The 26,558-nt window shown below is 65.7% G+C and carries 25 protein-coding genes; 15 read left to right on the top strand and 10 right to left on the bottom strand.

From position 1 onward, the window contains the following. Window positions 1-33 precede the first annotated feature (33 nt). Window positions 34-975, top strand: coding sequence for a helix-turn-helix domain-containing GNAT family N-acetyltransferase (locus J2R80_RS15510; RefSeq protein WP_076830312.1), 942 nt, complete (start codon window positions 34-36; stop codon window positions 973-975). A gap of 114 nt (window positions 976-1,089) precedes the next feature. Here the strand turns inward: J2R80_RS15510 and moaB are convergent, their stop codons facing one another. From moaB to J2R80_RS15495, 3 genes are all read right to left on the bottom strand, one after another. Further along, on the bottom strand, window positions 1,090-1,653 hold the full coding sequence (moaB, locus tag J2R80_RS15505; RefSeq protein WP_076830310.1) for a molybdenum cofactor biosynthesis protein B: 564 nt from the start codon (window positions 1,651-1,653) through the stop codon (window positions 1,090-1,092). Between the two features lie 184 nt (window positions 1,654-1,837). Next, window positions 1,838-2,776: a neutral zinc metallopeptidase gene (locus J2R80_RS15500; RefSeq protein WP_057016999.1), complete on the bottom strand. Its 939-nt coding sequence runs from the start codon at window positions 2,774-2,776 to the stop codon at window positions 1,838-1,840. A gap of 70 nt (window positions 2,777-2,846) precedes the next feature. Continuing rightward, on the bottom strand, window positions 2,847-3,050 hold the full coding sequence (locus J2R80_RS15495; RefSeq protein WP_156436184.1) for a hypothetical protein: 204 nt from the start codon (window positions 3,048-3,050) through the stop codon (window positions 2,847-2,849). A gap of 108 nt (window positions 3,051-3,158) precedes the next feature. Here J2R80_RS15495 and J2R80_RS15490 point away from each other — a divergent pair, with 108 nt between their 5' ends. From J2R80_RS15490 to J2R80_RS15480, 3 genes are all read left to right on the top strand, one after another. Beyond that, the gene (locus J2R80_RS15490; protein WP_057016998.1) at window positions 3,159-4,292 is read left to right on the top strand and encodes a site-specific DNA-methyltransferase; all 1,134 of its coding nucleotides are present in this window, start codon (window positions 3,159-3,161) and stop codon (window positions 4,290-4,292) included. A gap of 187 nt (window positions 4,293-4,479) precedes the next feature. Then, window positions 4,480-4,806: a hypothetical protein gene (locus J2R80_RS15485; protein WP_141342981.1), complete on the top strand. Its 327-nt coding sequence runs from the start codon at window positions 4,480-4,482 to the stop codon at window positions 4,804-4,806. Window positions 4,807-4,941: 135 nt separating this feature from the next. Continuing rightward, entirely contained in the window at window positions 4,942-5,628 is a 687-nt protein-coding gene (locus J2R80_RS15480; protein WP_141342980.1) for a glutathione S-transferase family protein, read from the top strand. Window positions 5,629-5,706: 78 nt separating this feature from the next. On the opposite strand, the gene J2R80_RS15475 is transcribed toward J2R80_RS15480, so the two are convergent. Continuing rightward, window positions 5,707-6,129, bottom strand: coding sequence for a nuclear transport factor 2 family protein (locus J2R80_RS15475; RefSeq protein WP_057016996.1), 423 nt, complete (start codon window positions 6,127-6,129; stop codon window positions 5,707-5,709). A gap of 151 nt (window positions 6,130-6,280) precedes the next feature. Here J2R80_RS15475 and J2R80_RS15470 point away from each other — a divergent pair, with 151 nt between their 5' ends. Continuing rightward, window positions 6,281-7,195, top strand: a complete 915-nt coding sequence (locus J2R80_RS15470; protein WP_141342979.1) for a LysR family transcriptional regulator — start codon at window positions 6,281-6,283, stop codon at window positions 7,193-7,195. Window positions 7,196-7,360: 165 nt separating this feature from the next. Here the strand turns inward: J2R80_RS15470 and J2R80_RS15465 are convergent, their stop codons facing one another. Continuing rightward, entirely contained in the window at window positions 7,361-7,978 is a 618-nt protein-coding gene (locus J2R80_RS15465; RefSeq protein WP_076830302.1) for a glutathione S-transferase family protein, read from the bottom strand. Between the two features lie 170 nt (window positions 7,979-8,148). Here J2R80_RS15465 and J2R80_RS15460 point away from each other — a divergent pair, with 170 nt between their 5' ends. Next, window positions 8,149-9,414: a flavin-dependent oxidoreductase gene (locus J2R80_RS15460; RefSeq protein WP_141342977.1), complete on the top strand. Its 1,266-nt coding sequence runs from the start codon at window positions 8,149-8,151 to the stop codon at window positions 9,412-9,414. 152 nt (window positions 9,415-9,566) lie between these two features. On the opposite strand, the gene J2R80_RS15455 is transcribed toward J2R80_RS15460, so the two are convergent. Both J2R80_RS15455 and mutY read right to left on the bottom strand, forming a co-directional pair. Next, window positions 9,567-9,986: a PaaI family thioesterase gene (locus J2R80_RS15455; RefSeq protein ID WP_141342976.1), complete on the bottom strand. Its 420-nt coding sequence runs from the start codon at window positions 9,984-9,986 to the stop codon at window positions 9,567-9,569. Window positions 9,987-10,133: 147 nt separating this feature from the next. Next, complete coding sequence (gene mutY / locus J2R80_RS15450) at window positions 10,134-11,225, bottom strand: A/G-specific adenine glycosylase (protein ID WP_076830294.1); 1,092 nt, start codon at window positions 11,223-11,225, stop codon at window positions 10,134-10,136. A 142-nt stretch (window positions 11,226-11,367) separates the two neighbouring features. Between mutY and J2R80_RS15445 the strand changes: the two genes are divergently transcribed. The 8 genes from J2R80_RS15445 to J2R80_RS15410 all read left to right on the top strand — a co-directional run bounded on the left by J2R80_RS15445 (window position 11,368) and on the right by J2R80_RS15410 (window position 21,369). Beyond that, window positions 11,368-11,847: a DUF721 domain-containing protein gene (locus J2R80_RS15445; RefSeq protein ID WP_028334785.1), complete on the top strand. Its 480-nt coding sequence runs from the start codon at window positions 11,368-11,370 to the stop codon at window positions 11,845-11,847. Between the two features lie 121 nt (window positions 11,848-11,968). Further along, the gene (locus J2R80_RS15440) at window positions 11,969-12,625 is read left to right on the top strand and encodes a DsbA family protein (RefSeq protein WP_076830481.1); all 657 of its coding nucleotides are present in this window, start codon (window positions 11,969-11,971) and stop codon (window positions 12,623-12,625) included. Between the two features lie 334 nt (window positions 12,626-12,959). Continuing rightward, window positions 12,960-16,424: a chromosome segregation protein SMC gene (gene smc, locus J2R80_RS15435; RefSeq protein ID WP_253638817.1), complete on the top strand. Its 3,465-nt coding sequence runs from the start codon at window positions 12,960-12,962 to the stop codon at window positions 16,422-16,424. A gap of 152 nt (window positions 16,425-16,576) precedes the next feature. Continuing rightward, window positions 16,577-17,572, top strand: coding sequence for a small ribosomal subunit Rsm22 family protein (locus J2R80_RS15430; protein WP_141343457.1), 996 nt, complete (start codon window positions 16,577-16,579; stop codon window positions 17,570-17,572). A 215-nt stretch (window positions 17,573-17,787) separates the two neighbouring features. After that, complete coding sequence (locus J2R80_RS15425) at window positions 17,788-18,348, top strand: LemA family protein (RefSeq protein ID WP_016839704.1); 561 nt, start codon at window positions 17,788-17,790, stop codon at window positions 18,346-18,348. A 167-nt stretch (window positions 18,349-18,515) separates the two neighbouring features. Next, window positions 18,516-19,733: a M48 family metallopeptidase gene (locus J2R80_RS15420; RefSeq protein ID WP_141340531.1), complete on the top strand. Its 1,218-nt coding sequence runs from the start codon at window positions 18,516-18,518 to the stop codon at window positions 19,731-19,733. Between the two features lie 163 nt (window positions 19,734-19,896). Then, entirely contained in the window at window positions 19,897-20,640 is a 744-nt protein-coding gene (locus tag J2R80_RS15415; RefSeq protein WP_016839706.1) for a hypothetical protein, read from the top strand. 60 nt (window positions 20,641-20,700) lie between these two features. Then, the gene (locus J2R80_RS15410; RefSeq protein WP_253638816.1) at window positions 20,701-21,369 is read left to right on the top strand and encodes a hypothetical protein; all 669 of its coding nucleotides are present in this window, start codon (window positions 20,701-20,703) and stop codon (window positions 21,367-21,369) included. 157 nt (window positions 21,370-21,526) lie between these two features. Here the strand turns inward: J2R80_RS15410 and J2R80_RS15405 are convergent, their stop codons facing one another. Both J2R80_RS15405 and J2R80_RS15400 read right to left on the bottom strand, forming a co-directional pair. Then, entirely contained in the window at window positions 21,527-22,066 is a 540-nt protein-coding gene (locus J2R80_RS15405; protein WP_141340530.1) for an adenine phosphoribosyltransferase, read from the bottom strand. Window positions 22,067-22,181: 115 nt separating this feature from the next. Continuing rightward, window positions 22,182-24,347, bottom strand: coding sequence for an anthranilate synthase component I (locus J2R80_RS15400; protein WP_141340529.1), 2,166 nt, complete (start codon window positions 24,345-24,347; stop codon window positions 22,182-22,184). A gap of 356 nt (window positions 24,348-24,703) precedes the next feature. Here J2R80_RS15400 and J2R80_RS15395 point away from each other — a divergent pair, with 356 nt between their 5' ends. Beyond that, a complete protein-coding gene (locus tag J2R80_RS15395) occupies window positions 24,704-25,702 on the top strand; it encodes a VOC family protein (protein ID WP_246786591.1) in 999 nt (332 codons plus the stop codon). 167 nt (window positions 25,703-25,869) lie between these two features. On the opposite strand, the gene J2R80_RS15390 is transcribed toward J2R80_RS15395, so the two are convergent. Next, on the bottom strand, window positions 25,870-26,544 hold the full coding sequence (locus J2R80_RS15390; protein WP_057017022.1) for a dienelactone hydrolase family protein: 675 nt from the start codon (window positions 26,542-26,544) through the stop codon (window positions 25,870-25,872). Between the last annotated feature and the right edge of the window lie 14 nt (window positions 26,545-26,558).

Below are 26,558 nucleotides of genomic sequence, written 5' to 3'. Positions count from 1 at the left end.
CGGATTATTTGATTCCGTCAAATAATATGCTTGATGAAATCAAACTTCCATGACACCACGCTCGAGAGCCAGGTCGCCGCGGTCCGCGGCTTCAGCCGGTTCTATACCCGCAAGCTCGGCATCATCGAGCCGAAGCTGTTGCACTCACCATTCACGCTGCAGGAAGCGCGGATCATCTACGAGCTCGCGCACCGCGAAAATTGCACCGCAACCGATCTGGTGCGCGATCTCGACCTCGATGCCGGCTTCGTCAGCCGCACGCTGGCGGCGCTGCAAAGGCGCCAGATCGTGACGCGGAAGCCATCGAAGGCCGACAAGCGCGTCAACGAGGTGGCCCTCACCGCCAAGGGCCGCACTGCTGCCGCCGATCTCGACTGCCGCTCGCGCAGCGAGGTCGGGACGCTATTGAAGCAGATGGACGGCGACCGTCGCGCCGCGGTGGTGCGCGCCATGGGCACGATCGAGCAATCGCTGGAGCCGCCGGCCGAGAAACCGGTCGGCTTCCTGCTGCGCAGCCATCGCGTCGGCGACATGGGTTGGGTCGTCTCGCGGCAGGGACAAGCCTACGCGGAGGAGTATGGCTGGGACATTAGCTACGAGGCGTTGGTGGCCGAGATCTGCGCGCAGTTTCTGCGATCGTTCGATCCGGCGCGCGAGCATTGCTGGATCGCGGAGGTCGACGGCGAGCCGGTCGGCTCGGTCTTCCTGGTCGACGGCGGCGACGGGGTCGCCAAGCTGCGCCTGCTGCTGGTGGAAGAAAAGGCGCGCGGGCTCGGCGTCGGCCGCGCACTGGTCGAGCAATGCATCCGCGCCGCGCGCGAGAAGGGTTACAAGAAGATGACGCTGTGGACCCAGAGCATCCTGGTCGCCGCGCGCGGCATCTACGCCCGTGCCGGCTTCGAGCGGGTCAAGGAAGAAAAGCACCACAGCTTTGGCGTCGACCTAGTCGGCGAGACCTGGGAGCTGGAGTTGTAGGGCTCTTTACCCTCCGGCGTCATTCCGGGGCGATGCGCAGCATCGAACCCGGCATCTCGCGCCACAATCTCTGGATTCCGGGTTCGCGCTTCGCACGCCCCGGAATGAGGGAGGCTAAGCGCTCGCGCCTTTCGCCTTCGGGCGGCGCAGATGTTCATCCAGCCGCGGCATGATCTCGACGAAATTGCAGGGGCGCGTGCGGTAGTCGAGTTGCGCCGCCAAAATGCCGTCCCAGCCGTCGCGGCAGGCGCCGGGCGAGCCGGGCAGGCAGAAGATGAAGGTCGCGCCCGCAACGCCAGCGGTGGCGCGGCTCTGGACAGTCGACGCCCCGATCTTGGCGTGGCTCAGCATGTGGAAGGCGATCGAAAAGCCGTCCATCCGCTTCTCGAACAATGGCTCGACCGCCTCCGGCGTCACGTCGCGGCCGGTGAAGCCGGTGCCGCCGGTGGTGATGACGGCATCGACAGCGGGATCGGCGATCCAGCGCCGGATCACGGCTCTGATCGCCTCGACATCGTCGGTGACGATCTCGCGCGCCGCGAGCTTGTGGCCGGCCGCGGTGAGACGGTCGGCCAGCGTGGTGCCCGACTTGTCATCCGCCAGCGAGCGGGTGTCGGAAATCGTCAGTACCGCGATATTGAGCGGGATGAATGATTTGGATTCGTCGAGTGAGGACATTTGCACCTCTTTCCATCCCGCTGACGACATCCTGAGGTGCTCGCCTCGCGGTGCACTTGCATCACTGGGCGAGCACCTCAGGATGGGCCACGGGCTCCGTCATCCTTCGAGGCTCGCCAACAGGCGAACATATCCCGAGTGAGCGCGTTCGCGCTCATCCGGGGATGACGCTACCGGCACACGGCTACAAGCTACCGCCGAACGTGTTGCAGGCCTGCACGGTGCCCTGCTGGTAGCCCCTCATGAACCACTCCTTGCGCTGCGCGGCGGAGCCGTGGGTGAAGGAATCAGGCACCACCCTGCCCGTCGCCTGCCGCTGCAGCGTGTCGTCGCCGATCGCGTTCGCGGTGGTCAGCGCGGCGTCGATGTCGCCGGCCTCGAGGAAGCCCGGCCGCTTCTTCTCCTCGCGGTTGACCCAGACGCCGGAAAGGCAATCGGCCTGCAGCTCGACCTTGACCTGCAGCGCGTTGGCCTCGGCCTTGCTGCCGGCCTGCTGCTGCAGCCGATTCACGCGCGGAATGATGCCGAGCAGGTTCTGGATGTGATGGCCGGCCTCATGCGCGATGATATAGGCCGCGGTGAACTTGCAGGCGTTGCCCGAGCAGCCGCGGAAGCGCGTCTCGACCTCGCGGAAGAAGCCGGTGTCGAGGAAGATGGTCTTGTCCGGCGGGCAGTAGAACGGTCCCATCGCCGACTGCGCCATGCCGCAGCGGCCGCCATTCGTGGCATTGCGGAACAGCACGATCTTCGGACCGGTGTAGGTCTGCCCGCTGGCCTTGAAGATCTCGCTCCAGCGATCGTCGATCTCACCCAGGATGCCGGCGATCATGCTGCCCATCTCGTCGGTCGGGGCGCCGCGCTTGGCCTGGCCGCCTGACGACTGCCGGTCGGTCTGGTAGGTCGGCGCCTGGCCGCCGCCGGTGAGAATCTCGGCGCCGCCGATCAGGATGCGCGGGTCGATGCCGAAGGCATAGCCGAGCAAGCCGAGCACGATGATGGTGCCGATGCCGAGCCCGCCACCACCCATCGGAACGCCGAAGCCGCCACCGCCCCCTCCGCCCATCCCGCCTTCATCGCGACGATCTTCGATGTCGTCGCTGCGGCGGAAATCATCATAGCGCATGGTGGTTTCCCTTCATTCCAGTCGGCGACCCGACGCGGGACACTCCAACTTAAAATTTCCATTCTGTTAATCAATATCCTGCCCGGCAATAATTGCCTAGTCCGGAAGAGGCGCATCCCTTGCGGTGCAAACGGTTGCCAATGAGCGCAAATTTACCGCGCGAATCGTGCCGGTTTGATGATCCGCAAATTTTTTCGCCGAACGCGCTGATGTTGCAGCACAACGCCGGTGGCATCGCGACGTGCCGCGCAAAAGATGCTGCAATCTTTTGCATGAAGATTTCCAATTAAGTCGATTTTTACTTTGCCGGGTCAATGTGACGCCAGTCGGTTGTTTAGTCCCGCGTCGCCGACAGCGTCGCCTGAGTCAGAGTTCTTGAGTCATGGTAGTGTCGCGTCGCGGGGCGTCTGCAAGGGCGCCCCGCACTAAATTTGAGAGTGCCCCATCGAGCCACATCGTCATTGGCGATTGCGTGGCCGAATTGTCGAAGCTTCAGGCCGGCTCGGTCGACCTGGTCTTCGCGGATCCTCCCTACAATCTGCAGCTCAAGGGCGACCTCAAGCGCCCCGATGAGTCGCATGTCGATGCCGTCAACGACGACTGGGACAAGTTCTCGTCGTTCGCTGCCTACGACGATTTCACCCGGGCCTGGCTGCTGGCCTGCCGCCGCGTGATGAAGCCGTCGGCAACGCTGTGGGTGATCGGCTCCTATCACAACATCTTCCGCGTCGGCGCGATCATGCAGGACCTCGGCTTCTGGCTCCTGAACGACATCGTGTGGCGCAAGTCCAATCCGATGCCGAACTTCCGCGGCCGCCGCTTCACCAATGCGCACGAGACCATGATCTGGGCCGCGCGCGACGAGAAGGCCAAGGGCTACACCTTCAATTACGAAGCGCTGAAGGCGTCCAATGAGGACGTGCAGGCACGCTCCGACTGGCTGATCCCGCTGTGCACCGGCGAGGAGCGCCTCAAGGACGGCGACGGCAAGAAGGTGCATCCGACGCAGAAGCCCGAGCAGCTGCTCGCCCGCGTGTTGCTGTCGTCCTCGAAGCCCGGCGATCTCGTGATCGATCCGTTCAACGGCACCGGCACCACCGGCGCCGTCGCCAAGCGCCTCGGCCGCAGCTATATCGGCTTCGAGCGCGACAAGGCCTATGCCGCCGCCGCCGAGGCGCGCATCGCCGCGATCGAGCCGCTGCCGGAAGCAACGCTGGCGCCGTTCATGACCGCGCGCGAGGCACCGCGGGTGGCGTTCTCCGAACTGATCGAACGCGGCATGATCGTGCCGGGCGCCAGGCTGGTCGACGCCAAGAAGCGCCACGGCGCCCTGGTGCGCGCCGACGGCGCCATCATGCTCGGCGACAAGGTCGGCTCGATCCACCGCATCGGCGCGGTCGCGCAGGGCTCCGGCGCCTGCAACGGCTGGACCTTCTGGCACGTCGAGACCAAGAGCGGCCTGCGGCTGATCGACGAGCTGCGCGCCGAGATCCGCTCCGAGATGGCGGCGGGCTGAGGCAAGCCGACTAATCTTCCTCGTCATTCCGGGCTCGCCGCTTCCCGGCGCCCTCAGATGCGCAATTGCGCACCGGGGAATGACACGTTGGGAAAGATGACGCCGTCTTGAATGCGGCCCGCCTTGTTGCGCCGCGACGGCGGGACTAGATTCGGTCCCACCACTTGCCCGTTTCGATTGGTCGCCGATGCGAAGACAATCCGAGAACTTGCTGCTGGTGCCGCTGCTGCCGGTCTTCCTGCTCGGCATGTTTCCGATGCTGCTGATCGGCCTGCTCGGATTCTTCGGCCTGATCATTTTCGGCATCCTGCTGATCTGCGTCGGCCTGACGCTCGCCCTCGAGGCGCATGGCGAGTTCAATGAAGAGATCATCGTCCATGGCTACGCACGGGGATCAGAACGCGCGGCGCAGGTCTCCCATTTGCGTGCTGCGACCCGCTCCGCTGCCGCGCTGGACGTCGCGGGCATCGTGCTGGTCGTCGCGGGTATCCTGGGCTTCTTCTGGGCCGGCTGACCAGCGCGCCACGCGACCCTGATTCACAACCTCGTCGCTTGCGCTGCGGCGTGAAATTTGCGCAAGAGAGCCGGTCTGCGGCCTTCCCCGCCGCGTCCCGATCTCGCCGGTTACAAGAACCAAGGGAGTCCCTTCATGATCAAATTCTATTTCAACGGTGCGCCGAACCCGAACAAGGTCGCGCTGTTCCTCGAAGAGTCCGGCCTGCCGTTCGAGGCGATCCCGGTCGACACCCGCAAAGGCGAGCAGTTCGCGCCGGAATTCCTGAAGGTCAACCCGAACGGCAAGGTGCCGGCGATCGACGATGACGGCGTGCTGGTGTTCGATTCGAACGCGATCCTGCTCTACCTCGCCGAGGAGCACGGCAAGTTCCTGCCCGCCAATACGCCGGCCAACCGCGCCGCCACGCTGTCCTGGCTGATGTTCATCGCGACCGGCCTCGGCCCCTATTCCGGCCAGGCCGTGCACTTCAAGCACTTCGCGCCGAAGGATCTCGACTACGCCAACAACCGCTACCAGTACGAGGCGCACCGCCATTACAAGATCCTCGACGATCACCTGGCGAAACAGCGCTACATGGTCGGCGACAGCTACACGATCGTCGACATGGCGTTCTGGGGCTGGGCGCGGATGGCGGCGTTCATCTTCGGCGAGGAAGGCTACGCCAAATATCCGAACGTCAAGCGGCTGGTCGACGAGATCTCGGCGCGGCCGGCGGCGGCGCGCGCGATCGCGCTGAAGGACAAGCACACCTTCAAGGCCGAGATGGACGACGCGGCGCGCGACATCATGTTCGGCCACCTCAAGTCCAAGGTGGCGTAAGCCAATCCACACGACGGCAAGACGACGGCGCCCGGATGGGCGCCGTCTTCGTTTGTGCCGCCCGTTAGCGGCGGACCGCTACGCCGGAAACGCGCCGAGCGCCTTCTCGGTCAGGACCGAGTCGCAATATTCCCGCACCTCCTTGATCCGACCACCGTCGAAACGGAACACCAGGCAATAGTCGTTGTCGTAGCGCTGACCTTGCTTGGTGAGGTTGTCGCCCTTGGCCTCGATCACGACGATGTCGCCGTCGGCGATGATGCGATGGGCGACGGTGCGGCCGCGCTCGACCAGTTTCGAGCGGACATGGCCGTGCAGATCGTTGATGATCGACTGCTTGCCGGTGAACGTACGCGACCAGGAATATTGCCCGGTCACGGTCCAGATCGCGTCGTCGGCAAGCGTTGCCATGAACAGCGAGTTCTCGCGCACCGCAGGATCGGGACTGCCTGCGATCACGAACATCTCCTGCACCAGTTTCTTGTTGTCGGCTGCGCTCATGGCGCGTCTCCTTGCGATTGATAGACCCTGATTTCAGGCGTTTCCTCACGCGATGCGGTCTTCGGCTCTCGTGAAAAACGCCTTGCCCGCAATCCTGCGGCGCCTGCGCGCATTCTTCCAATCGATAGGTAGTATGATATATATTCACTCGATGAATTTGAATTCGCTTGACCTCAATCTGCTGGTCGCGCTCGACGCCCTGCTGCGCGAAGCCAATGTCAGCCGCGCGGCGATGCGGCTCAATCTGTCGCAACCGGCGACCAGCCACGCGCTGCAGCGGCTGCGCGACCTGATCGGCGATCCGCTTTTGGTGCGCACCGGCGCGCGGATGGAGCTGACGCCGCGGGCGCAGGCGTTGCGCTCGCCGCTGGCCCATGCGCTCGACCAGGTGCGCGCGCTGTTCGTCTCCGACGATTTCGACGCCGCGCGCAGCGACCGGCACTTTCGCCTGATGATGCCCGACCTCGCGGTCGAGCTCCTGATGCCGCCGCTGATGGAGAAGGTGACGCAGATCGCGCCGAACGTCACCATCGACGTGGTGCCGTGGCGGGGACCTGCGATCTTCACGCCCGAATTCGCCCGCACCATCGATCTCGTGATCTCGATCGGCGACTCCTTCAAGGGCTTTCACCGCCAGCGGCTCTACACCGACAGCGACGCGCTCGCGGTGCGGCGCGGCCACGGCGTCGGCACGAAGCTGAAGAAGCGCGAGGCGTTCCTCGCAGCGCGCCATGTCGCCGTGGTCATCCGCGGCCAGGACGAGGACCTGATCGACAGCTGGCTGCGCGCCAAGGGCATCGAGCGGCGGATCGCGCTGGTGGTGCCGGGTTATATCGAGGCGCTGCACGTCACCGCGCGCACCGACCTCGTCGCCTTTGTGCCGCGCCGGCTGATCTCGGCGCTGTCGAAGCAATTGTCGCTGATGACGGTGACGCCGCCGCTCGATCCAGGGATCGACGAGCAGCACATGTTCTATCCGACCCGTGCCCAGTTGGACCCGGGCTCGCTGTGGCTGCGCAAGCTGATGCTGGAGACCGGACGCGAGCTGGAGACGGGGAAGGTGTAGCCCAGCTCTCTCCACACGTCGTCCCGGCGAAGGCCGGGACCCATAACCACAGGGTTGCGTTGTGAGAGCGGGCTGCGGCCCCAACGTCGCGTAACAACGATCCTTGGTGGTTATGGGTCCCGGGTCGCGCTGCGCTTGCCCGGGACGACACCGAATTTTTGGGCCCTACGCCCTCTGCTCCGCCAGCACCTTCTGCACCGCCGGGCGGCTCTCCATCGCCGCGCGATGCGCCTTCACCTTGGGCAGCGTTGCGATGTCGACGCCGTCGCCGTCGAGCCACAGGGTCAGCGTGTAGAGATAGGCGTCACTGACGGTGTAATTCTCGCCCATCACCCACGGGCCCTTCAGCATGTCGCGCTCGATCAGGTTGAAGCAGGCGCCCATGGTCTTCGGCACCATCGCCTTCATGTCGGCGAACGACGTCTCCTGTGTCGCCCAGCGCGGACCGCGCATCTTGTGGGCGTGGCAGATGTGCACCGTCGAGCACAGATAGGAGTTGAAGGCCTGCAGCCTGGCGAATTCGAAGGCGTCGTCGGGCGCGAGCTTCGCCTGCGGAAAGGTCTGCGCGATGTAGGCCAGCATCGCCGGCGTCTCGGTCAGCACGCCGCGATCGGTCACCAAAGTAGGCACGCGGCCCTTCGGATTGATCTTCAGGTATTCCGGGCTGTTCTGCTGGTTGGTCTTGAAGTCGATCTTCTCGGTCGTGTAGGGCGCGCCGGCCTCGGCCAGCGCGATGTGGGACGCGAGCGCGCAGGTGCCGGGAGCAAAATAGAGCTTGAGCATGTTGCTGTCCTCTCCGAGCCTTGTCGGTTCGTTGCGAACGCGGCTCTGGTTCTTGTTCTGACGGCGCGGAGGTTAGCGGTAGCCCCCTTTGCCGTCCACCCCGCGCGCCGCGGACCTTGCCCGCGGCGGTGCCGTCGTGCGATGACCATGGCCAATCGAGGGGATTTTTCATGACTGTGCTCATTGCAGGTGGCGGAATTGGCGGGCTGACGCTGGCGCTCAGCCTGCACCAGATCGGCGTGCCGGCCCGCGTCTTCGAGAGCGTGCCCGAGCTGCGGCCGCTCGGCGTCGGCATCAACGTGCTGCCGCATGCGGTGCGCGAACTGATCGAGCTCGGCCTGCACGATGTGCTCGACGCTTCTGCGGTGCGCACCCGCGAGCTCGCCTATTTCTCAAAGCACGGCAAGCCGATCTGGAGCGAGCCGCGCGGGCTCGAGGCCGGCTACAAATGGCCGCAATTCTCGATCCATCGCGGCCGGCTGCAACAGCTGCTGCTCGATGCCGCGACCGAACGGCTGGGGGCTGCGAACATTCTCACCAGCCATCACCTCACCGGCTGGACCGAGACCGCCGACGGCGTCCGCGCCGATTTCATCGATCGCGCCACCGGCAAGCCCGCCGGCAGCTATGACGGCGTGGTGCTGATCGCCGCCGACGGCATCCATTCGTCGGTGCGCGAGAAGCTCTATCCGCAGGAGGGGCCGCCGATCTGGAACGGCCGCATCCTGTGGCGCGGCATCACCCGCGGCGATGCCTTCCTGACCGGCCGCACCATGATCATGGCCGGCCACGAGATCCTAAAATTCGTCTGCTACCCGATCTCGAAGGAGGCAGGCCCCGACGGCAAGTTCGACATCAACTGGGTCGCCGAGCGACACATGTCGCCGACCTATCAATGGCGCCGCGAGGACTACAACCGGACCGCAAAGCTCGACGAGTTCCTGCCGTGGTTCGAGAGCTGGAATTTCGACTGGCTCGATGTCCCCGGCCTGATCCGGAACTGTCCGCATGCCTACGAATATCCGCTGGTCGATCGCGATCCGATCCCGCAATGGACCTTTGGCCGCGTCACGCTGATGGGCGATGCCGCGCATCCGATGTATCCGATCGGCTCCAACGGCGCCTCGCAGGCGATCCTGGATGCGCGCGTGCTGACGCGCGAGATTCTGGCGCATGGCCCGACGCAGGCGGCACTCGCGGCCTATGAGGCCGAGCGGCGGCCTGCGACCACGGACCTCGTGATGCTGAATCGCCGCAACGGCCCGGAGCAGGTGATGCAGCTGGTCGAGGAGCGCGCGCCTGACGGCTTCAAGGTCGTCACCGACGTGCTGTCGCAGCAGGAGCTGGAAGACATCGCCGCCAACTACAAGCGCGTCGCCGGTTTCCAGGTCGAGGGACTGAACGCCAAGCCGCCGATCGTGCAGCGGGCAGGCTGAGTTGTAGCGCGGCGCACTATGTATCACCGTCACCCTGAGGAGCCGCGAAGCGGCGTCTCGAAGGGTGCACGGCCCGGCCGGTGGCCGTGCATGCTTCGAGACTCGCTCCGCTCGCACCTCAGCATGACGGACTTACCAATGCAGGCGCGGCTTCATCGCAGCGCGCGCGCCGCCTCCACCAGGCGGATGCTGCTGCTCGCGGTCGCGAGCAGTGCGCCGTCGGCGGCGCTCAGCTTTCCCTCGACGAAGGCGATGGTCTTGCCGAGTTGCGTCACCGTCGCCTCGCCGGTGATCGGCCCGGGTTTTGCCGGCGCCAGGAAATTCACGGTCATCGTGATGGTCGTGGTGAAGAGCCGGCCCTCGGTCATCACGAACACCGCCGGCCCCATCGTATCGTCGAGCATCGCCGAGAGCATGCCGCCCTGGATAAAGCCGGCCGGATTGCAAAACTCCGGCTTGCCGTCGAACACGATCCTGATCCAGCCCTCCTGCGGACGGGCGTCGACCACGTGCCAACCCAGTAGCTTTGCGACGGGCGGCATCGGAATGCGGTCGAGTGCGGTTACGATCATGGCGGCCTCCGGTTTCCGGAGGTGATAGCGAAGCCCTGCTGCCAGCATGGTGTCAGCAGGTCAGAGCATGATCCGGAAAAGTGGGAACCGGTTTTCCGAAAAAATCATGCTCAAAAAAATGAGCCGATGATGTGATTCATCGCATCGTCAGAGATCGAGCCCATGCGCGATGACCTTGCGCATCACGTTCGGAAACGCCTCGCCGTCCAGCGTCGCCACCGGCACCCAGCGCATGCCATCCGGCGCGCGGCTCCGCGGCGGCACGCTGGCAGTGTAGACGACGAGCTCCAGCGGGAAGTGCGTGAACACGTGGGTGACAACGCCCGCCTTGCGGTGCCAGCGCGTGACGCCCTTCAGGTCCGGCGCCTGCGCCAGCGCCGCCGCGTCCTCCTGCTCGGCCAGCCATTGCGATCCCGGCACCTCGGTCATGCCGCCGAGCAGGCCTTTCTCCGCGCGCGAGCGCACCAGAAGCTCGCCGCCGCGCGTCACCACGAAGGCCGCGCCGCGGCGCAAGATGCCGCTCTTCTTCGGTGCCTTGCGCGGGAACGTTTCCTGATCGCCGCGCGTGCGCGCCGCGCAGTCGTCATTCAGCGGACACAATGCGCAGGCCGGCTTCTTCGGCGTGCAGATCGTCGCGCCCAAATCCATCAGCGCCTGAGCACTGTCGCCGGCGCGGGACGGGCCGAGCAATGTCGCCGCCATCTCCTTGATCAGCGGCTTGGCCTGCGGCAGCGCCTCCTCGATGGCGTAGAGCCGACTGACCACGCGCTCGATGTTGCCGTCCACCGGCATGGTGCGGCGGTCGAAGGCGATGGCGGCGATCGCGGCCGCGGTGTACGGCCCGATGCCGGGCAGCGCGCGCAGGCCCTCCTCGGTGTCCGGAAACACCCCGCCGTGATCGCCCATCACCGCGACCGCGCAGGCGTGCAAATTGCGCGCCCGCGAATAATAGCCGAGCCCGGCCCACATCCTCAGGACGTCGTCGAGCGAGGCACGCCCAAGCGCGGTCACGTCGGGCCAGCGCGACACGAACTTCTCGAAATAGGGCCCGACCGCCCGTACCGTGGTCTGCTGCAGCATGATCTCCGACAGCCAGACGCGATACGGATCGGCCCGCTCCCCCGCCACCGCGCGCCACGGCAACGTCCGGCGATGCCGGTCATACCAGGCGAGCAGACGCGCCGGGCGGTCGGCCTGCTGATCGGTCGATTTGATTTTGGCGGCAGCGCGAGAACTCATGAACGCATCTTAAGCCACATCTCGCCATGTCATGCCCGCGCTTGACCCGGGCATCCACGTCTTTCTTCGCCCGGCACGGAAAACGCCGCCACAATGATGAACACGGTTTCAGCCACATCACCACCACTGCTATAACCCTCCCATGTCCAGACCCGGCCCGATCAGCGCCAAGCCCCTGTCGATCCTGCTCAGCGATGTCTTCACCGACGCCTATGCCAAGCAGGGCTTTGCCGCGCGCGAATTGGTGACGCGCTGGACCGAGATCGCGGGCGAGCGGATCGCGGCCTATTGCGAGCCGCTGAAGATGCAGTGGCCGCGGCCGGTGGAGGGACAGCCGCAGGAGCCGGCGACGCTGGTGCTGCGGGTCGAAGGGCCGATGGCGCTGGAGATCCAGCACTCCTCCGACGTCATCCTGGAACGGGTGAACCGCTTCTTCGGCTGGCATGCGGTCGGCCGCCTGACCATCCGACAGGCGCCGCTCTCGCGCCGCAGCCGCCCGGTACGGCCGCGCCCGCCGGACGCCAAAACCGTGGCCCGGGAGGCGGCCAACCTTGCGGCCGTCGAGGACGACGATCTGCGCGCGGCGCTGGCCCGTTTGGGTGCCTCGATCAAGCGAAATTGACGCTTTTCGGCGGGCCAGCCGCGAGACCGCGGCATTGCCACAATGGCCGTTTCAAGCTAGCGAAGGCTTCTTTTCGGGACCCCTTCATTGTGGCGTGAATGCGCCAATCCGGGAGCTGACCTTGATCATCACGCGCCGCGCTTTCACCACCGCTCTCTCGCTGACCGGGCTCGCCGCCCTCGCCGGCCTGTCGCCGCTGCGCCTGATCACCGACGCGTTCGCGCAGACCGCCGCCGAGGTCGCCAAGCCGCAGTCGCTGCCGGACATGGGGCTCGGCCCGCAGGACGCCAAGGTAACCATCATCGAATACGCCTCGATGACCTGCCCGCACTGCGCCAATTTCAACGAGACCGTGTTCCCGAAGATCAAGTCGACCTACATCGACCCCGGCAAGGTCCGCTACGTGTTCCGCGAATTCCCGCTCGACATCAAGGCCGCCGCCGGCTCGATGCTGGCGCGCTGTATCGCCAAGGACGACGCGCCGAAGTATTTTGCCGTGATCGACCTGTTGTTCCGCCAGCAGAACGACTGGGTGGTGAAGAACACCACCGAGACACTGACCCGGATCGGCAAGCAGGCCGGCCTCACCCAGCAGCAGGTCGAGGACTGCCTGAAGGATCAGAAGCTGCTCGACAAGATCGCGGCCGACCAGAAATACGCCAACGAGGTGCTGAAGGTGAACTCGACGCCGACCTTCTTCGTCAACGGCGAGATGCTAAAGGGCGAGACCTCGTTCGAGGAATTCAGCAAGCACATCGATCCGCTGCTGAAGAGCTGATCGGGAGCCCGCGAACCTGACGTCTTCGTGGCTCGCTTTCGAGTCGAGGCACGATAATTGTGGATGATTTGCGATCACGGCACGCAGCCGTCGCATCATTTGGTTGTTGAAAACCTGATTCGCGCGATGCGAATCATCGAGGACATGCAAGGGCCATAAAACCCTGCAAATCCCTTGGGAAAAGCTTGCTCAAGCGGTTGCCCTGACGCGCTCGCATCGCCATTGTCGCCGCTCATGAGAGCTGCACGCAGCAACTCACCCACACACCGACATTGCCTTCCATGGTATTGTCACGGCAGGGAGATTCGCGCCCGGCCAAACGAGATTTGTGTACATGAAGCTCACGCGCCTCCGCCTGCACGGTTTCAAGTCGTTCGTTGAACCCACCGATTTCATGATCGAGCCGGGCCTGACCGGCGTCGTCGGACCGAACGGCTGCGGCAAATCCAATCTCGTCGAAGCGCTGCGCTGGGCGATGGGCGAGACCTCGCACAAGTCGCTGCGCGCCGCCGACATGGACGCGGTGATCTTCGCCGGTTCCGGCAACCGTCCGGCACGCAATCACGCCGAAGTCGTGATGACGATCGACAATTCCGATCGCTCGGCGCCGGCCGCGGTGAACGACAGCCAGCTCTTGGAAATCTCCCGCCGCATCGAGCGCGAAGCCGGCTCAGTCTACCGCATCAACGGCCGCGATGTCCGTGCAAGAGATGTGCAGATCCTGTTCGCCGACGCCGCCACCGGCGCGCGCTCGCCGGCGCTGGTCCACCAGGGCAAGATCGGCGAGATCATCCAGGCCAAGCCCGAGCAGCGCCGTCGCGTGCTGGAAGACGCCGCTGGCGTTGCGGGTCTGCATGCCCGCCGCCACGAGGCGGAACTGCGGCTGAAGGCGGCCGAAACCAACCTCACCCGCGTCGAGGACGTGATCGGCCAGCTCACCGGTCAGATGGAAGGCCTGAAGAAGCAGGCGCGCCAGGCGATCCGCTACCGCGAGGTCGCGGCCAAGGTGCGCAAGTCCGAGGCGATGCTGTTCCATCTGCGCTGGATCGAGGCCAATGCCGACGTCAACGACGCCGCGCAGACCCATGATATCTCCGTGCGCGAGATGGCCGAGCGCACCCGCGAGCAGGCCGAATCCGCCCGCATCCAGGCGATCCGCGCCGCCGAATTGCCGGCGCTGCGCGATGCCGAAGCGCGCGCCGCCGCCGGCCTGCAGCGCCTGACCAACACGCGCGAGATGCTCGACCGCGAGGAGCAGCGCGCCAAGGAGCGCGTCGGCGAGCTCGATCGCCGTCTCACCCAATTCGCCCAGGACATCGCGCGCGAGCAGCAGCAGACCTCCGATGCCGACATCGCGCTGCAGCGGCTCGACACCGAAGACGCAGAGCTGAAGGAAGAGATCAAGTCGCGCGTCGAGAAGCGCTCCGGCGTCGACGAGCGCGTCGCTGAGGCCGAGGAGATCCTGGCCGCGACCGAGCGCCAGTTCTCCGAGCTGACCACGCAGCTCGCCGATCTCACCGCCAAGCGCAATCAGCTCGAAGCCGGCGTGCGCACGCATCGCGACCGCTTGGCGCGGCTCGATCAGGAGATCGCCAACGTCCAGGCCGAGGAATCCAGGCTCGCGCAGGAGACCGGCAATCTCGGCGACATCGACGCGCTGGCCGCCGCCATGGAGATGGCGCAGCAGACCCTTGCCGAGTCCGAGGCCGCCGTGCAGACCAGCGAGGCGCATCACGCCGCCGCGCGGCAGACGCTGGAAGCCTCGCGCAATCCGCTCACCGAAGCCGAGAAGCGCGTGCAGCGGCTCGAGACGGAAGCCCGCACCATCTCCAAGCTCGTCACCAGCGAGACCAAGAATCTGTGGCCGCCGATCATCGACGGCATCACCGTCGCCAAGGGCTATGAAAAGGCGATCGGCGCCGTGCTTGGCGACGACCTCGATGCGCCGGTGGATTCCTCGGCGCCGATGCGCTGGACCAATATAGGCGTGGCCGGCGAAGATCCGGCGCTGCCGGATGGCGTCGAGCGGCTGGCCGACCATGTCCAGGCGCCGCCGGAACTGGCGCGCCGCCTGGCCCAGATCGGCGTCGTCGCCAAGGAACGCGGCGCGGCGCTGGTGTCGCAGCTGAAGACCGGCCAGCGGCTGGTGTCGCTCGAAGGCGACGTCTGGCGCTGGGACGGCTTCGTCGCCGACGCGCATGCCCCGACCGGCGCCGCCCGCCGTCTTGCCGAGCGCGCCCGTCTTGTCGACATCGAGCACGAGCTGGAACAGGCCCGCATCGATGCCTCCACCAAGCGCCAGGCGCTGGAGACGGCTGAAGAGGAATTGCGCTCGGCGTCCGCCGCCGAGGGTGCCTCGCGCGAAGCCGTCCGCGCCGCCCGCCGCGAGGCCGACGCCGCGCGCGAACGTCATGCCGCCACCGAGCGCGAGATCAACCGCCACGCCGCACGCAAATCGGCGCTGACCGAGGCGCACAGCCGCGTCGCCGCCGACCGCGCCGAGGCCGAAGCCGCATATGAGAGCGCGGCTGCCGCGCTCGCCGAACTGCCGCCGGGTGTCGAGACCGAGGCCCAGCTCGCCGCGGTTCGCGCCGAGATCGACAACCAGCGCCGGGCCGCGGCACAAGTCCGCGCCGAGGCGCAGGCGCTGGCCCGCGAGGCCGAGCTCGCCGACCGCCGCGTGCAGGCGATCGTTGCCGAGCGCAACGAGTGGCAGAACCGCAAGACCAGCGCCGCTTCGCAGGTCGAGACCGTCGAGGCGCGCATCGCCGAAGTGTCGGCCGAGCGCGAGGAGCTCGCCAATGCGCCCGAAATCTTCGCCGAGAAGCGCAGCGCGCTGATCACGGAGATCGAGCACGCCGAGGGCGATCGCCGCATCGCCGCTGACGCGCTGGCGACCGCGGAAGCCGCGATGGCGGAAACCGATCGCCTCGCCAAGGCCTCGCTCGAAGCGCTGTCCTCATCCCGCGAAGCTACCGCGCGCGCCGAGGAGCGTATGGAAGGCACCCGCCGCCGCCTCGCCGACATCGAGCGCGAGATCCACGACATGCTCGAGGTCGAGCCCAGCGCGGTCGTCGGCATGGCCGAGATCGAACCCGGCCAGGAGCTGCCGCCGGTCACGCAGGTCGAGGAAGAGCTCGAAAAGCTGCGCCGCGACCGCGAGCGGCTCGGCGCCGTCAATTTGCGTGCCGAGGAAGAGCTCAAGGAAGTCGAGACCCAGCACACCGCGCTGACCACCGAACGCGACGATCTGGTCGAAGCGATCAAGCGGCTGCGCCAGGGCATCCAGAGCCTCAACCGCGAGGCGCGCGAGCGCCTGCTGACCTCGTTCGAGACCGTTAACAACCACTTCAAGCGGCTGTTCACCGAGCTGTTCGGCGGCGGCGAAGCCGCGCTGCATCTGATCGAGAGCGACGATCCGCTCGAGGCCGGCCTCGAGATCATCGCCAAGCCGCCCGGCAAGAAGCCGCAGACGCTCTCGCTGCTCTCGGGCGGTGAGCAGGCGCTGACGGCGCTCGCGCTGATCTTCGCGGTGTTTCTGACCAACCCGTCGCCGATCTGCGTGCTGGACGAGGTCGACGCGCCGCTCGACGACCACAACGTCGAACGGTTCTGCACCCTGCTGAACGAGATGACCGGCTCGACCGAGACACGCTTCATCATCATCACGCACAATCCGATCACGATGGCGCGGATGAACCGGCTGTTCGGTGTCACCATGGCCGAGCGCGGCGTGTCGCAGCTGGTGTCGGTCGACCTGCAGGGCGCGGTGGACATCCTCGACCAGAACGTGGCTTAGGCGTAGCACCTACGCGTCGACGTCATTTTCTGGATACCCGCGCCTCCGCATCGTCATTGCGAGGAGCGATAGCGACGAAGCAATCCATGCCTCAGCACGCGGCGCTATGGATTGCTTCACTCCGCTCGCAATGACGTGGGATAGTCCGTCACATGACCTCACCCGATCTCCCCGCCGAACTGCGCGCAGCCCTCAACGCCGGGCTCGAAGGCCTGTCGCGCAGCGACGCCGCCGGCCGCGCGGCGGTGATCTCGCAGACCTATCGCGAGGGCGGCGGCTCCTCGACGATCAGGACCGAGACCGATGCGCTGGCCTATGCGCTGGCGCGGATGCCGGCGACCTATGCCGCCGTCGCAGCGAGCCTCAACGCCCTGACGGAGATCAGGCCGGACTTCGCGCCGGCGCGCCTGCTCGATGTCGGTGCCGGTCCGGGGACCGTGACCTGGGCCGCCGCGGAAGCGTTCACGTCGCTGCGGGACTTCACCCTACTTGATGCCAACGGCGCGTTGCGGACGCTCGCCGAGGAGCTGTTTCACGGCAGCATTCGCCTGCACGACGCCAGCTATCAACTCGGCGAGGCGCGCGCCCTGCTCGACAAGGCCGAGCCCGCCGACCTCGTCGTCGCCAGCTACATGATCGGCGAACTCGGCGATGCCGAGCGCGGGGCGCTGGCCGATGCGCTGTGGTCGAAGACCAGCGATACGCTACTGGTCGTCGAGCCCGGTACGCCCGCCGGCTACGCGCGGATCATCGCACTCCGCGCGCGATTGATCGCTGCCGGCGCGCATGTCGTGGCCCCCTGCCCGCATGACGGCGGCTGTCCGCTGGTCGCGCCCGATTGGTGCCACTTCTCGCAGCGCCTGCAGCGCTCCCGCGCGCACAAGCAGCTCAAGGGCGCCGACGTCCCGTTCGAGGACGAGCGCTTCGCCTATGTCGCGCTGAGCCGCGCGCGCGTTGAGAACAGGCCATCGCGCGTGCTGGCGCAGCCGGACGTCGGCAAGGTCGAGATCGCGGCGAAACTGTGCACGCCCGAGGGCGTATCGGTTGCGCGGATCCCGCGCCGCGCCAGAGCCGAATACGCAAGCGCCCGGCGCTGGCGCTGGGGCGATGCGGTATCTCGTCGTCCCGGCCTTCGCCGGGACCCATAACCACCGAAGTTTGTTGTGAGTGAAGCCGTCGCCGCTTGTGCCCCTACCGCGGGCCGCGGCGCATGGGTCCCGGCCTTCGCCGGGACGACGGAATATGTTGAACCGATGTCGGCCAACCTTCGACTAACGCTTGCCCACCTTTCCGCGGCGGGCTGCCCTGCGCCCCGATCTTGGGCTACGGTGCCGCCGTCTCGTCCATCAGGAGCTGCCCCGTCATGTCGACCAGCTGGATCGTTATCGGCGTCATCGTGCTTCTCGTGCTGTTTGCATTCGGCGCCTACAACCGCCTCGTGGCGCTCAGCCAGCGGGTCGGACAGGCCTTTGCCGACATCGACGTGCAGCTCAAGCAGCGTCACGACCTGATCCCGAACCTGGTCGAGACGGTGAAGGGTTATGCCGCACATGAGCGCGGCACGCTCGACGACGTCATCAAGGCGCGCAATTCGGCGATGTCGGCGCAGGGCCCGGCCCAGGTCTCGGCGGCGGAAAACCAGCTCTCCGGCGCGCTCGGCCGGCTGATCGCGCTGTCGGAGGCCTATCCGGACCTCAAGGCCAACGCCAATTTCCAGCAGCTCGCCTCCGAGCTCTCCGATCTCGAGAACAAGATCGCCGCCAGCCGCCGCTTCTTCAACAACGCGGTCCAGGAATACAACACCGGCATCCAGCAGATGCCGGCCGCGCTGTTCGCCGGCATGTTCGGCTTCACCCGCAAGGATTTCTTCGACCTCGGCGCCAGCCGCACGGAGGTCGAGGCGGCGCCGAGCGTGAAGTTCTGATTACTTCCTTCGAGATGACGCCCCTTCGGTCATTCCGGGGCGATGCAACGCATCGAACCCGGAATCTCATCTCACTCACTAATCTCGAGATTCCACAAAGCGCAATTGCGCATTGGGGTTCGCGCGTGCCGCGCGCCCCGGAATGACGGTGAGAGCGGACGCGCACCATGGCCGCCTATGGTCTCTACACGCATATCGCATCGAACAAGTTTCGTTCGATGCTGCTGCTTGCCGGCCTGTTCCTGCTGATCTACGTGCTGGTCTATGCCGGCGCGCTGGTCGCGGAGGTGATGATCGATAGCGGCCGCACCGTCGACTATTACCTGACGCGGGCCTCGCGCGACCTGATCTCGGCCTTCCCGTGGGCGACGATCGCGGCAGCGGCCTGGATCGTGATCGCCTATTTCTTCCACCAGAAGATGATCGACGCCGTCACCGGCGGCGAGAGCGTGACGCGGCAGCAAGAGCCGCGGCTCTACAATCTCCTGGAAAATCTCTGCATCTCGCGCGGCATTCCGATGCCGAAGCTGAAGGTGATGGACAGCCCGGCGCTGAATGCCTTCGCGACCGGACTGAACCGGAGCCAATACGCCATCACCGTCACCACCGGCCTGTTGAAGGCGCTGAACGATAAGGAGATCGAGGCCGTGCTCGGCCACGAGCTCACCCATATCAAAAACGGCGACGTGCAGCTGATGGTGATCGCGGTGATCATCGCCGGCGTGGTCGGCTTCTTCGGCGAGCTGTTCTTCCGCCTGTTCACGAACCTGTCGTGGAACTCGAGCGGCGGCGGAGGCGGCTGGTCGTCTTCATCCTCTCGCTCCTCGTCATCCTCGTCGGACCGCGACAGCAAGGGCTCCGGCGGCGGCGCGATCATCGTGATCATCATCGCGGTCGCGCTGATCGTGCTGGCCTGGCTGCTGTCGCAAGTGGTCAAGCTCGCGCTGTCGCGCTCGCGCGAATTCCTCGCCGATGCCGGATCGGTGGAGCTGACCAAGAACCCCGATGCGATGATCTCGGCGCTGCGCAAGATCGAGAACCGCGGCGAGCTGCCGGATGCCACCTCGGCCGTGATGGAACTCTGCGTCGACAATCCGCGCGAGGGGTTTGCCGACCTGTTCGCCACCCATCCCTCGGTCAAGTCCCGGGTCGATGCCCTGGTGAAATATGCCGGTGGCCACGATCCCGGACCGCTGGCGCTGCCGGACGAGACGGAGCCGCAGGATGAGCCGTCCGCGGCGGGCGACCAGCCCCCGCCGGCGACCCACGGCCCATGGAGCGATGTGCCGCCGACACAGAAGAGCAATCCGCCGGCGCTGCCGGGCAACAACCCCACGCAGGGACCATTGGGTCCTCTCCAGGGCCCTTGGGGACGACACCGCTAATCGCGCCCTAGCCTACTCAGTCCATTAAGGAAATTCCCACCAAACCCATCGTGGCCGCCTTAAGGAATTGAATTCTCCCTCGTTTCTGCCATGTTCGCGCCCAAAGCAGTGTGGGGACTTGCCGATCGCCATCGCGATCGGGAGCGCGCTTTAAGGGACTTCCATGGCAAAGCCGGTTGTGATCGTGGTGGGCGCCGACAAGGGCGGGGTCGGCAAGACCACCGTCTCGCGGACGCTCCTGGACTATTTCAGTGCCAATAACGTGCAGACCCGGGCGTTCGACACCGAATCGCCGCGCGGCACGCTGAAGCGCTTCCATCCTGACATCACCGAGATCGTCGACATGACGACGACCGCGGACCAGATGAAGATCTTCGACACGCTGAACTCGGGGCCCTCGGTTACCGTGATCGACGTCCGCGCCGGCCTGTTGTCGCCCGCGCTGGCCTCGCTGCGCGATATCGGCTTCCTCGACGCGGCGCGTTCCGGCCAGATCACCTTCGCCGTGTTCCATATCCTCGGCCCGTCGATCGCTTCGCTGGACGAGATCGCCGAAACCGCCAACTTCATGAGCGGCGCGAAATATTTCCTGGTGAAGAACTTCATCAACGACACCCAGTTCTTCCAGTGGGACCAGGCGACCTACAATTCCTACTTCCACCGCATCAAGGATGCCGTGGACCTGACCATCCCGAAGCTCAACGAAATGGCCTATGAGCAGGTCGAGGTCTCCTCGGTTCCGTTCCTGAAATTCGTCGCCAACAAGGGCATCAACGACGACGCCGCCAACTACTCCTTCGTGCTGCGCGGCTACGTCCGGCACTGGCTCGCCAATGTCTGGAGCGAGTACGACCGGATCAAGCTGACCGATCTCGTCGGCGCCAAGTCGGCCAAAGGCGAAAAATAGTCGGACCTTCGACCTTGATGGGGCTGGATTAGGCGAAAATTTGGCCTGATATAGCGGGCGATGTCGTCCACGCCCGTTTACATCATCTGCTCGCCCCGCCCGCAGGTCGGCAAGACGCTGATCGCGCGGCTGCTCGGCGAATTCCTGCAGCTCAAGAACGGCGACGTGGTCTGCTACGACATCAATCTGAAGGAGCCGTCGCTGCTCGACTACCTGCCGCGAATCACCGAAACCGCGGACGTGATCGACACCTACGGCAAGATGCAGCTGATGGACCGCGTCATCGTCAATGACGGCATCGGCAAGGTGATCGACCTCGGCTACCACGCCTTCGACGAATTCTTCAAAATGTGCGACGAGATCGGGCTGATGAAGGAGGCGCTGCGCCGTCGCGTCGCGCCGGTCATCCTGTATGTCGCCGATACCGACCGCGCCTCGGTGCGTGGCTACCAGACGCTGCTCGGCACGATCCCGCCGAACGCGCTGATCGTCATCGACAACGAATTCGTGGTGCGCGGCGAGCTGCCGCCGGTCATGACCGCCAGCCGGGTGTTGCGCTTCCGCGCGCTGCCTGTGTTCCTGAAGACCTATATCGACCGGCTGAACTTTTCCTTCACCGGCTATCTGCGCCAGGAAAAGGATTCATCGACCGAGCTGCATCAATGGATCCGGCGGAATTACACGACGTTCCGCGATCTCGAATTGAGCATGCTGCTGCAGCGGGGATGACTCTGCTCCCTCGCCCCGCTCTTGCGGGGAGAGGGTCGGGGTGAGGGGCTGGTTCCGCAAATTCGACCGAGATTGGAGTGCGCGGAGAGTCCCCTCACCCGGATCGCATCTTCGATGCGATCCGGCCTCTCCCCGCACGCGGGGCGAGGCTAAGAGATCAATGCCCCTCGAACGCCATCAGCGTGCGCACCGGAACGTCCATCGCGCGCAGCTTGGCCGCGCCGCCGAGGTCGGGCAGGTCGACGATGAAGCAGGCGGCGACCACATTGGCGCCGATCTGGCGCAGCAGCTTCACCGCGCCCTCCGCGGTGCCGCCGGTCGCGATCAGATCGTCGACCAGGATCACGCGCTCGCCGGGCTGCACGGCGTCGGCATGCATCTCCATCTCGTCGATGCCGTATTCAAGCGAATAGGCAATCCGCACCGTGGTGTGCGGCAGCTTGCCCTTCTTGCGGATCGGCACGAAGCCGGCGGAGAGCTGATGCGCCACCGCGCCGCCGAGGATGAAGCCGCGGGCCTCGATGCCCGCGACCTTGTCGACCTTCGCCCCCGCCCAGGGATGCACCAGCTCGTCGACGGCGCGGCGGAAGGCCCTCGCATCCGCCAGCAGCGTCGTGATGTCGCGAAACAGGATGCCCTTCTTCGGGTAGTCCGGGATGGTGCGAACGGTCGCCTTGATGTCGTAGTCGAAGGTCATTGGTCTCGCTCTGAGGGTCATTCCGGGGCGATGCGAAGCATCGAACCTGGAATCTCGAGATTCCGGGTCTGGTGCTAACGCACCATCCCGGAATGACGATGGTTAAACTTAGCCTTCACTTGCTACTCACATTAAGCCGGAATGCATTCTCGACAATGCGCAGGCCGACCTCGTTGCCGAGCGACATCAGCGATTCCGGATGGAATTGCACGCCGCCGACCGGCAGGGTCTTGTGCTCGATCACCATCGCGACGCCGTCTTCGGTGGTCGCGGTCACCGCCAGCACCTCGGGCACGCTGTCGCGCTCGACATAGAGCGAGTGGTAGCGGCCGATCACGATCTCATTGGGCAGGTTCCGCATCAGCCGGCCACCGCGCACCTGGACGCGCGAGGGACGGCCGTGCGCAGGCTGGCCGAGCTGGCCGAGCTGGCCGCCGAAATACTCGCCGATCGCCTGCACGCCGAGGCAGACGCCGAAGATCGGCAGCTTGTTCTCGAGCGCGGTGTCGATGGTCTTCGCGATGCCGAAATCCTCCGGGCGACCCGGCCCGGGCGACAGCACCAGGAGGTCCCAGCCCTCTTTCTTGAGCATGTCCTGGGCATGCACGTGCCTGACCACGGTGACGGTGGCGCCGACCTGGCGGAAGTAATCCGCCAGCATGTGCACGAAGCTGTCGTCGTGATCGATCAAGAGCACGTTCTTGCCGGAGCCGGTGGCATCGGGCGCGAAATCGGACAGCGGCTTCGGCGGATCGCCGCGCAGCGCCTGGAACAGCGCCGCGGCCTTGACCTGGCACTCGCGATCCTCGGCGGCCGGATCGGAGTCAAACAGGCAGGTCGCGCCGACTCGCACCTCGGCGAGGCCGTCCTTCATCCGGATGGTGCGGATCGTGAGTCCGGTGTTGATGCTGCCGTCGAAATTCACGCAGCCGATCGCGCCGGCATACCAGCGCCGCGGCGACCGCTCGTGATCCTCGACGAACTGCATCGCCCACAGTTTCGGCGCGCCGGTCACGGTGACCGCCCAGGCATGGGTCAGGAAGGCGTCGAGCGAATCGAAGCCCGGCCGCAGCATGCCCTCGACGTGATCGACGGTGTGGAACAGCTTTGAGTAGGTCTCGATCTGACGCCGCGCCAGCACCTTGATGGTGCCGGGCACGCAGACGCGCGCCTTGTCGTTGCGATCGACGTCGGTGCACATGTTGAGCTCGAACTCGTCCTTCTCCGAGTTCAGGAGCTTGCGGATCTGCTCGGCATCGCCGATCGAGTCCGAGCCGCGCGCGATGGTGCCCGAGATCGGGCAGGTCTCGACCCGGCGGCCGTCGGAGCGCACGAACATCTCCGGCGACGCGGAGACCAGGAATTCACCGTCGCCGAGATTCATCAGCGCACCATAGGGTGACGGATTGATGCGGCAGAGCCGCTGGAACACTTCAGCCGGCGAGCGCTCGCAGGGCTCGGCGAACAGCTGCCCGGGCACCGCCTCGAACAGGTCGCCGCGGGCAAACGCCGCGCGCGCGACCTCGACAGTCGCCTGATATTCGCCGGGCGCGTGATCGGCAAAGCCTTGCCGGCCGTTCCTGGCGTAGAGGCTCGGAGCGGTCTCCTGCGGCAGGCCGGCGGTGGATTTGCCCTTCCACGCGAACTCGTAACTGAGCGCCACGCCGCGGCCGGTGGCGCGGTCATAGGCCAAGAGACGGTCCGGCACGTAGAGCACGATGTCGCGCTGGTCGGCCTCGCGGGCGCGCTTCTGCACGAGGTCCTCGATCTGGAACACGAGGTCGTAGGCGAAGGCGCCGAACAGGCCGAGCAGCGGATCGGCATTGGAGGTGAACGCCGCCACCATGTCGCGCACCAGCGACATCACGCTGGCGCGACGCGTGCGCTGGTCTTCCTCGACCGGCGCGGCGCCGCGGATGATATGGCCGGCGAGCCGCGTTGGGGTCCGCTCCGAGATCACGACGCAGGGCTCGCGCAGCACGTCGCCGAGGAAGGCGATCAGGACCTCGCCGCGCGGGTTCAGCGCCTGCAACGAGAAGTTGGTGCCCGACGTCTCCAGCACCAGCGGCGGATCGGCAAAGCCGAGGTCAAAGCTCTCGTAGCGGCCCGGTACCGTCGTGCCCGAGGACAGCACCACGCCGCGGCGGCGGTCCAGCAGCGCGATCAAATCGTCGAGACGGTTGGCGCCGCCGGTGAATTGCTCGACCACACGCGCGACCGCAAGGCCGCCATTGGTCAGGTATTCGCTTCGAGCCGGCAGGGAGAAGACTGTCCTGTTCATGTGATCCTCTTACGAGACTTGCCGAGAGAGCGCCACACAGGACAAACGAAGGGCAAATAAACTAACCATCGGTCGCACTGCGATGGCGACCTTCGACGTTTGTGAAAAAAGAAAACGCACCGGCCACCTATGAGAAGGTGGGCCACCAACGACGAGATGGACTGGCAACGGTGCTCATGCCCGTTACTCACCACCCGGCGCGGGCCGTGTCAAGAGATGGCCCGGCACCCCTGCCCCAATCCTGGACGCCCTTTTGAGCGGCATTTTCGGGTTTGAAGGGGCAGGAATCCGCGTAGGATTTGGTGAAATGGCAGCTGATCGGCCGCCCAAAAAACAGACAGATGGCGGAGGCGCAGATGGCGATTTTGGGTCTCGGATATGCCGGCTTCGGCTCCGACGCGCTCGACGACTGGCGGCGGTTCGGCACTGGCCTCGTCGGGCTGCAGGCGGTCGAACGCGGCAATTCGCTGCTCGCGTTCCGGATGGACGACCGCAAGCAACGCATCGTGATCGACCGCGCGCAGGGCGAAGGCACCCGGTTCTTCGGCTGGGAGGTAGCTGACAGTGCGGCCCTCGATGCGCTGGCGGCACGGCTGGAGCGCGCCGGCGTCGCCGTGACATCAGAGCCGCTGGCGCTCGCAGATAGCAGGCGGGTGCGCGGCCTGATCTCGTTTCGGGATCCCGCCGGCAACCGCCTCGAGGCGTTTCATGGCGCCGAGATCGACGACACGCCGTTCAGGCCGGGCCGCTCGATCTCCGGCTTCCGCACCGGGCCGCTCGGCCTCGGCCACGCCGTGCTGACGGTCGAGCACATCGCGCCGGTGATGAGCTTCTATGTCGACGTGCTTGGCTTCGGCCTCAGCGACTACATCGAAAAACCGTTCCGCGCCTATTTCTTCCACGTCAATGCCCGCCACCACTCGCTGGCGCTGATCGAGACCGGCACGAACGGCATGCATCATCTGATGGTCGAGCTGTTCTCGCTCGACGATGTCGGCCAAGCCTATGACGTCGCGCAGCAGGAAGACCGCGTCAACGTCACGCTCGGCCGCCACACCAACGACCTGATGACGTCGTTCTACGCCAAATCGCCGTCCGCCTTCATGGTCGAGTGCGGCTGGGGCGGCCGCGAGATCGATCCGGTGAACTGGACACCGTTCGAGATGCATGACGGCCCGAGCCTGTGGGGCCACGAGCGGGTCTGGCTGTCGCCGGAGGACCGCGCCGTCGCGCGCGAGATGCGGATGCGCGCCGCCGCCGAGGGCAAGCGCGCACCGGTGCAGGTGATGGAAGGTAATTTCAAGCTGATGTCGGGCACCTGCCCGTGGTGGGACGGGGTGAAGGCGGAGAGTTAGATCTCGCCGTCGTCCCTGCCTAGTGCGCAATTGCGCACGGGAGCAGGGACCCATAACCACAGGGCCTAGTTATTTGGCGAGATGACTGCCAGCGTGCCCATTGCAAAAGCCACGGCGTATGGGTCCCGGCCTTCGCCGGGACGACGCCGGTGGTTTTGGCAATCGCCTTACCCCAGGTGCTTCTTGAAGAAGTCCGTGGCGCGGCCCCAGGCGAGTTCGGCGGCCTCGCGGTCGTGCACCGACTGGCGCTGCTCGTTGACGAAGGCGTGCTCGGCGTCGTAGCGGAACAGCTCGAGCGACTTGCCGGCGGCCTTCATCGCCTTCTCGAAATTGCTGACGAGCTCCGGCGTGCACCAATCGTCCTTGTTGGCGAAATGCGCCTGCAGCGGAATCCTGACGTCGGCGGGCTTGGCCGCCTGCTCCGGCGGAATGCCGTAGAACACGACGCCCGCAGTTAGTTCCGGCACATGCACCGAGCCGATGATGGTCACCGCGCCGCCGAGACAGAAGCCGGTCAGGCCGACCTTGGCGCCGTTCTTGGCGAGATACTGCGCGGCGCCGCGCACCGTCTGCGTGGTGGCGTCCATGAAGTCGAGCGAGTTCATCTCTTTGCCCGCGGCATCGGTGTCGTGATACGGCACCACCTTGCCCTTGTAGAGATCGGGCGCCAGCGCATCGAAGCCAGCCACCGCGAAGCGGTCGCACAGGCCCTTGATCTGGTCCGACAGGCCCCACCATTCCTGGATCACGACGACGCCGGGTGCGTTGCCGCGCGCCGCATTGGCGAGATAGCCCGACGCATCCTTGCCGTCCGGACGCTTGAAGCTGATGCTGGTACCCATGAGTTCCTCCGCAA

The organism is Bradyrhizobium sp. USDA 4541, from assembly GCF_024171085.1.
GTDB lineage: Bacteria > Pseudomonadota > Alphaproteobacteria > Rhizobiales > Xanthobacteraceae > Bradyrhizobium > Bradyrhizobium australafricanum.
The sequence above is the reverse complement of the archived record's forward strand: the minus strand, read 5'-3'. Positions and strand labels throughout refer to the sequence as shown.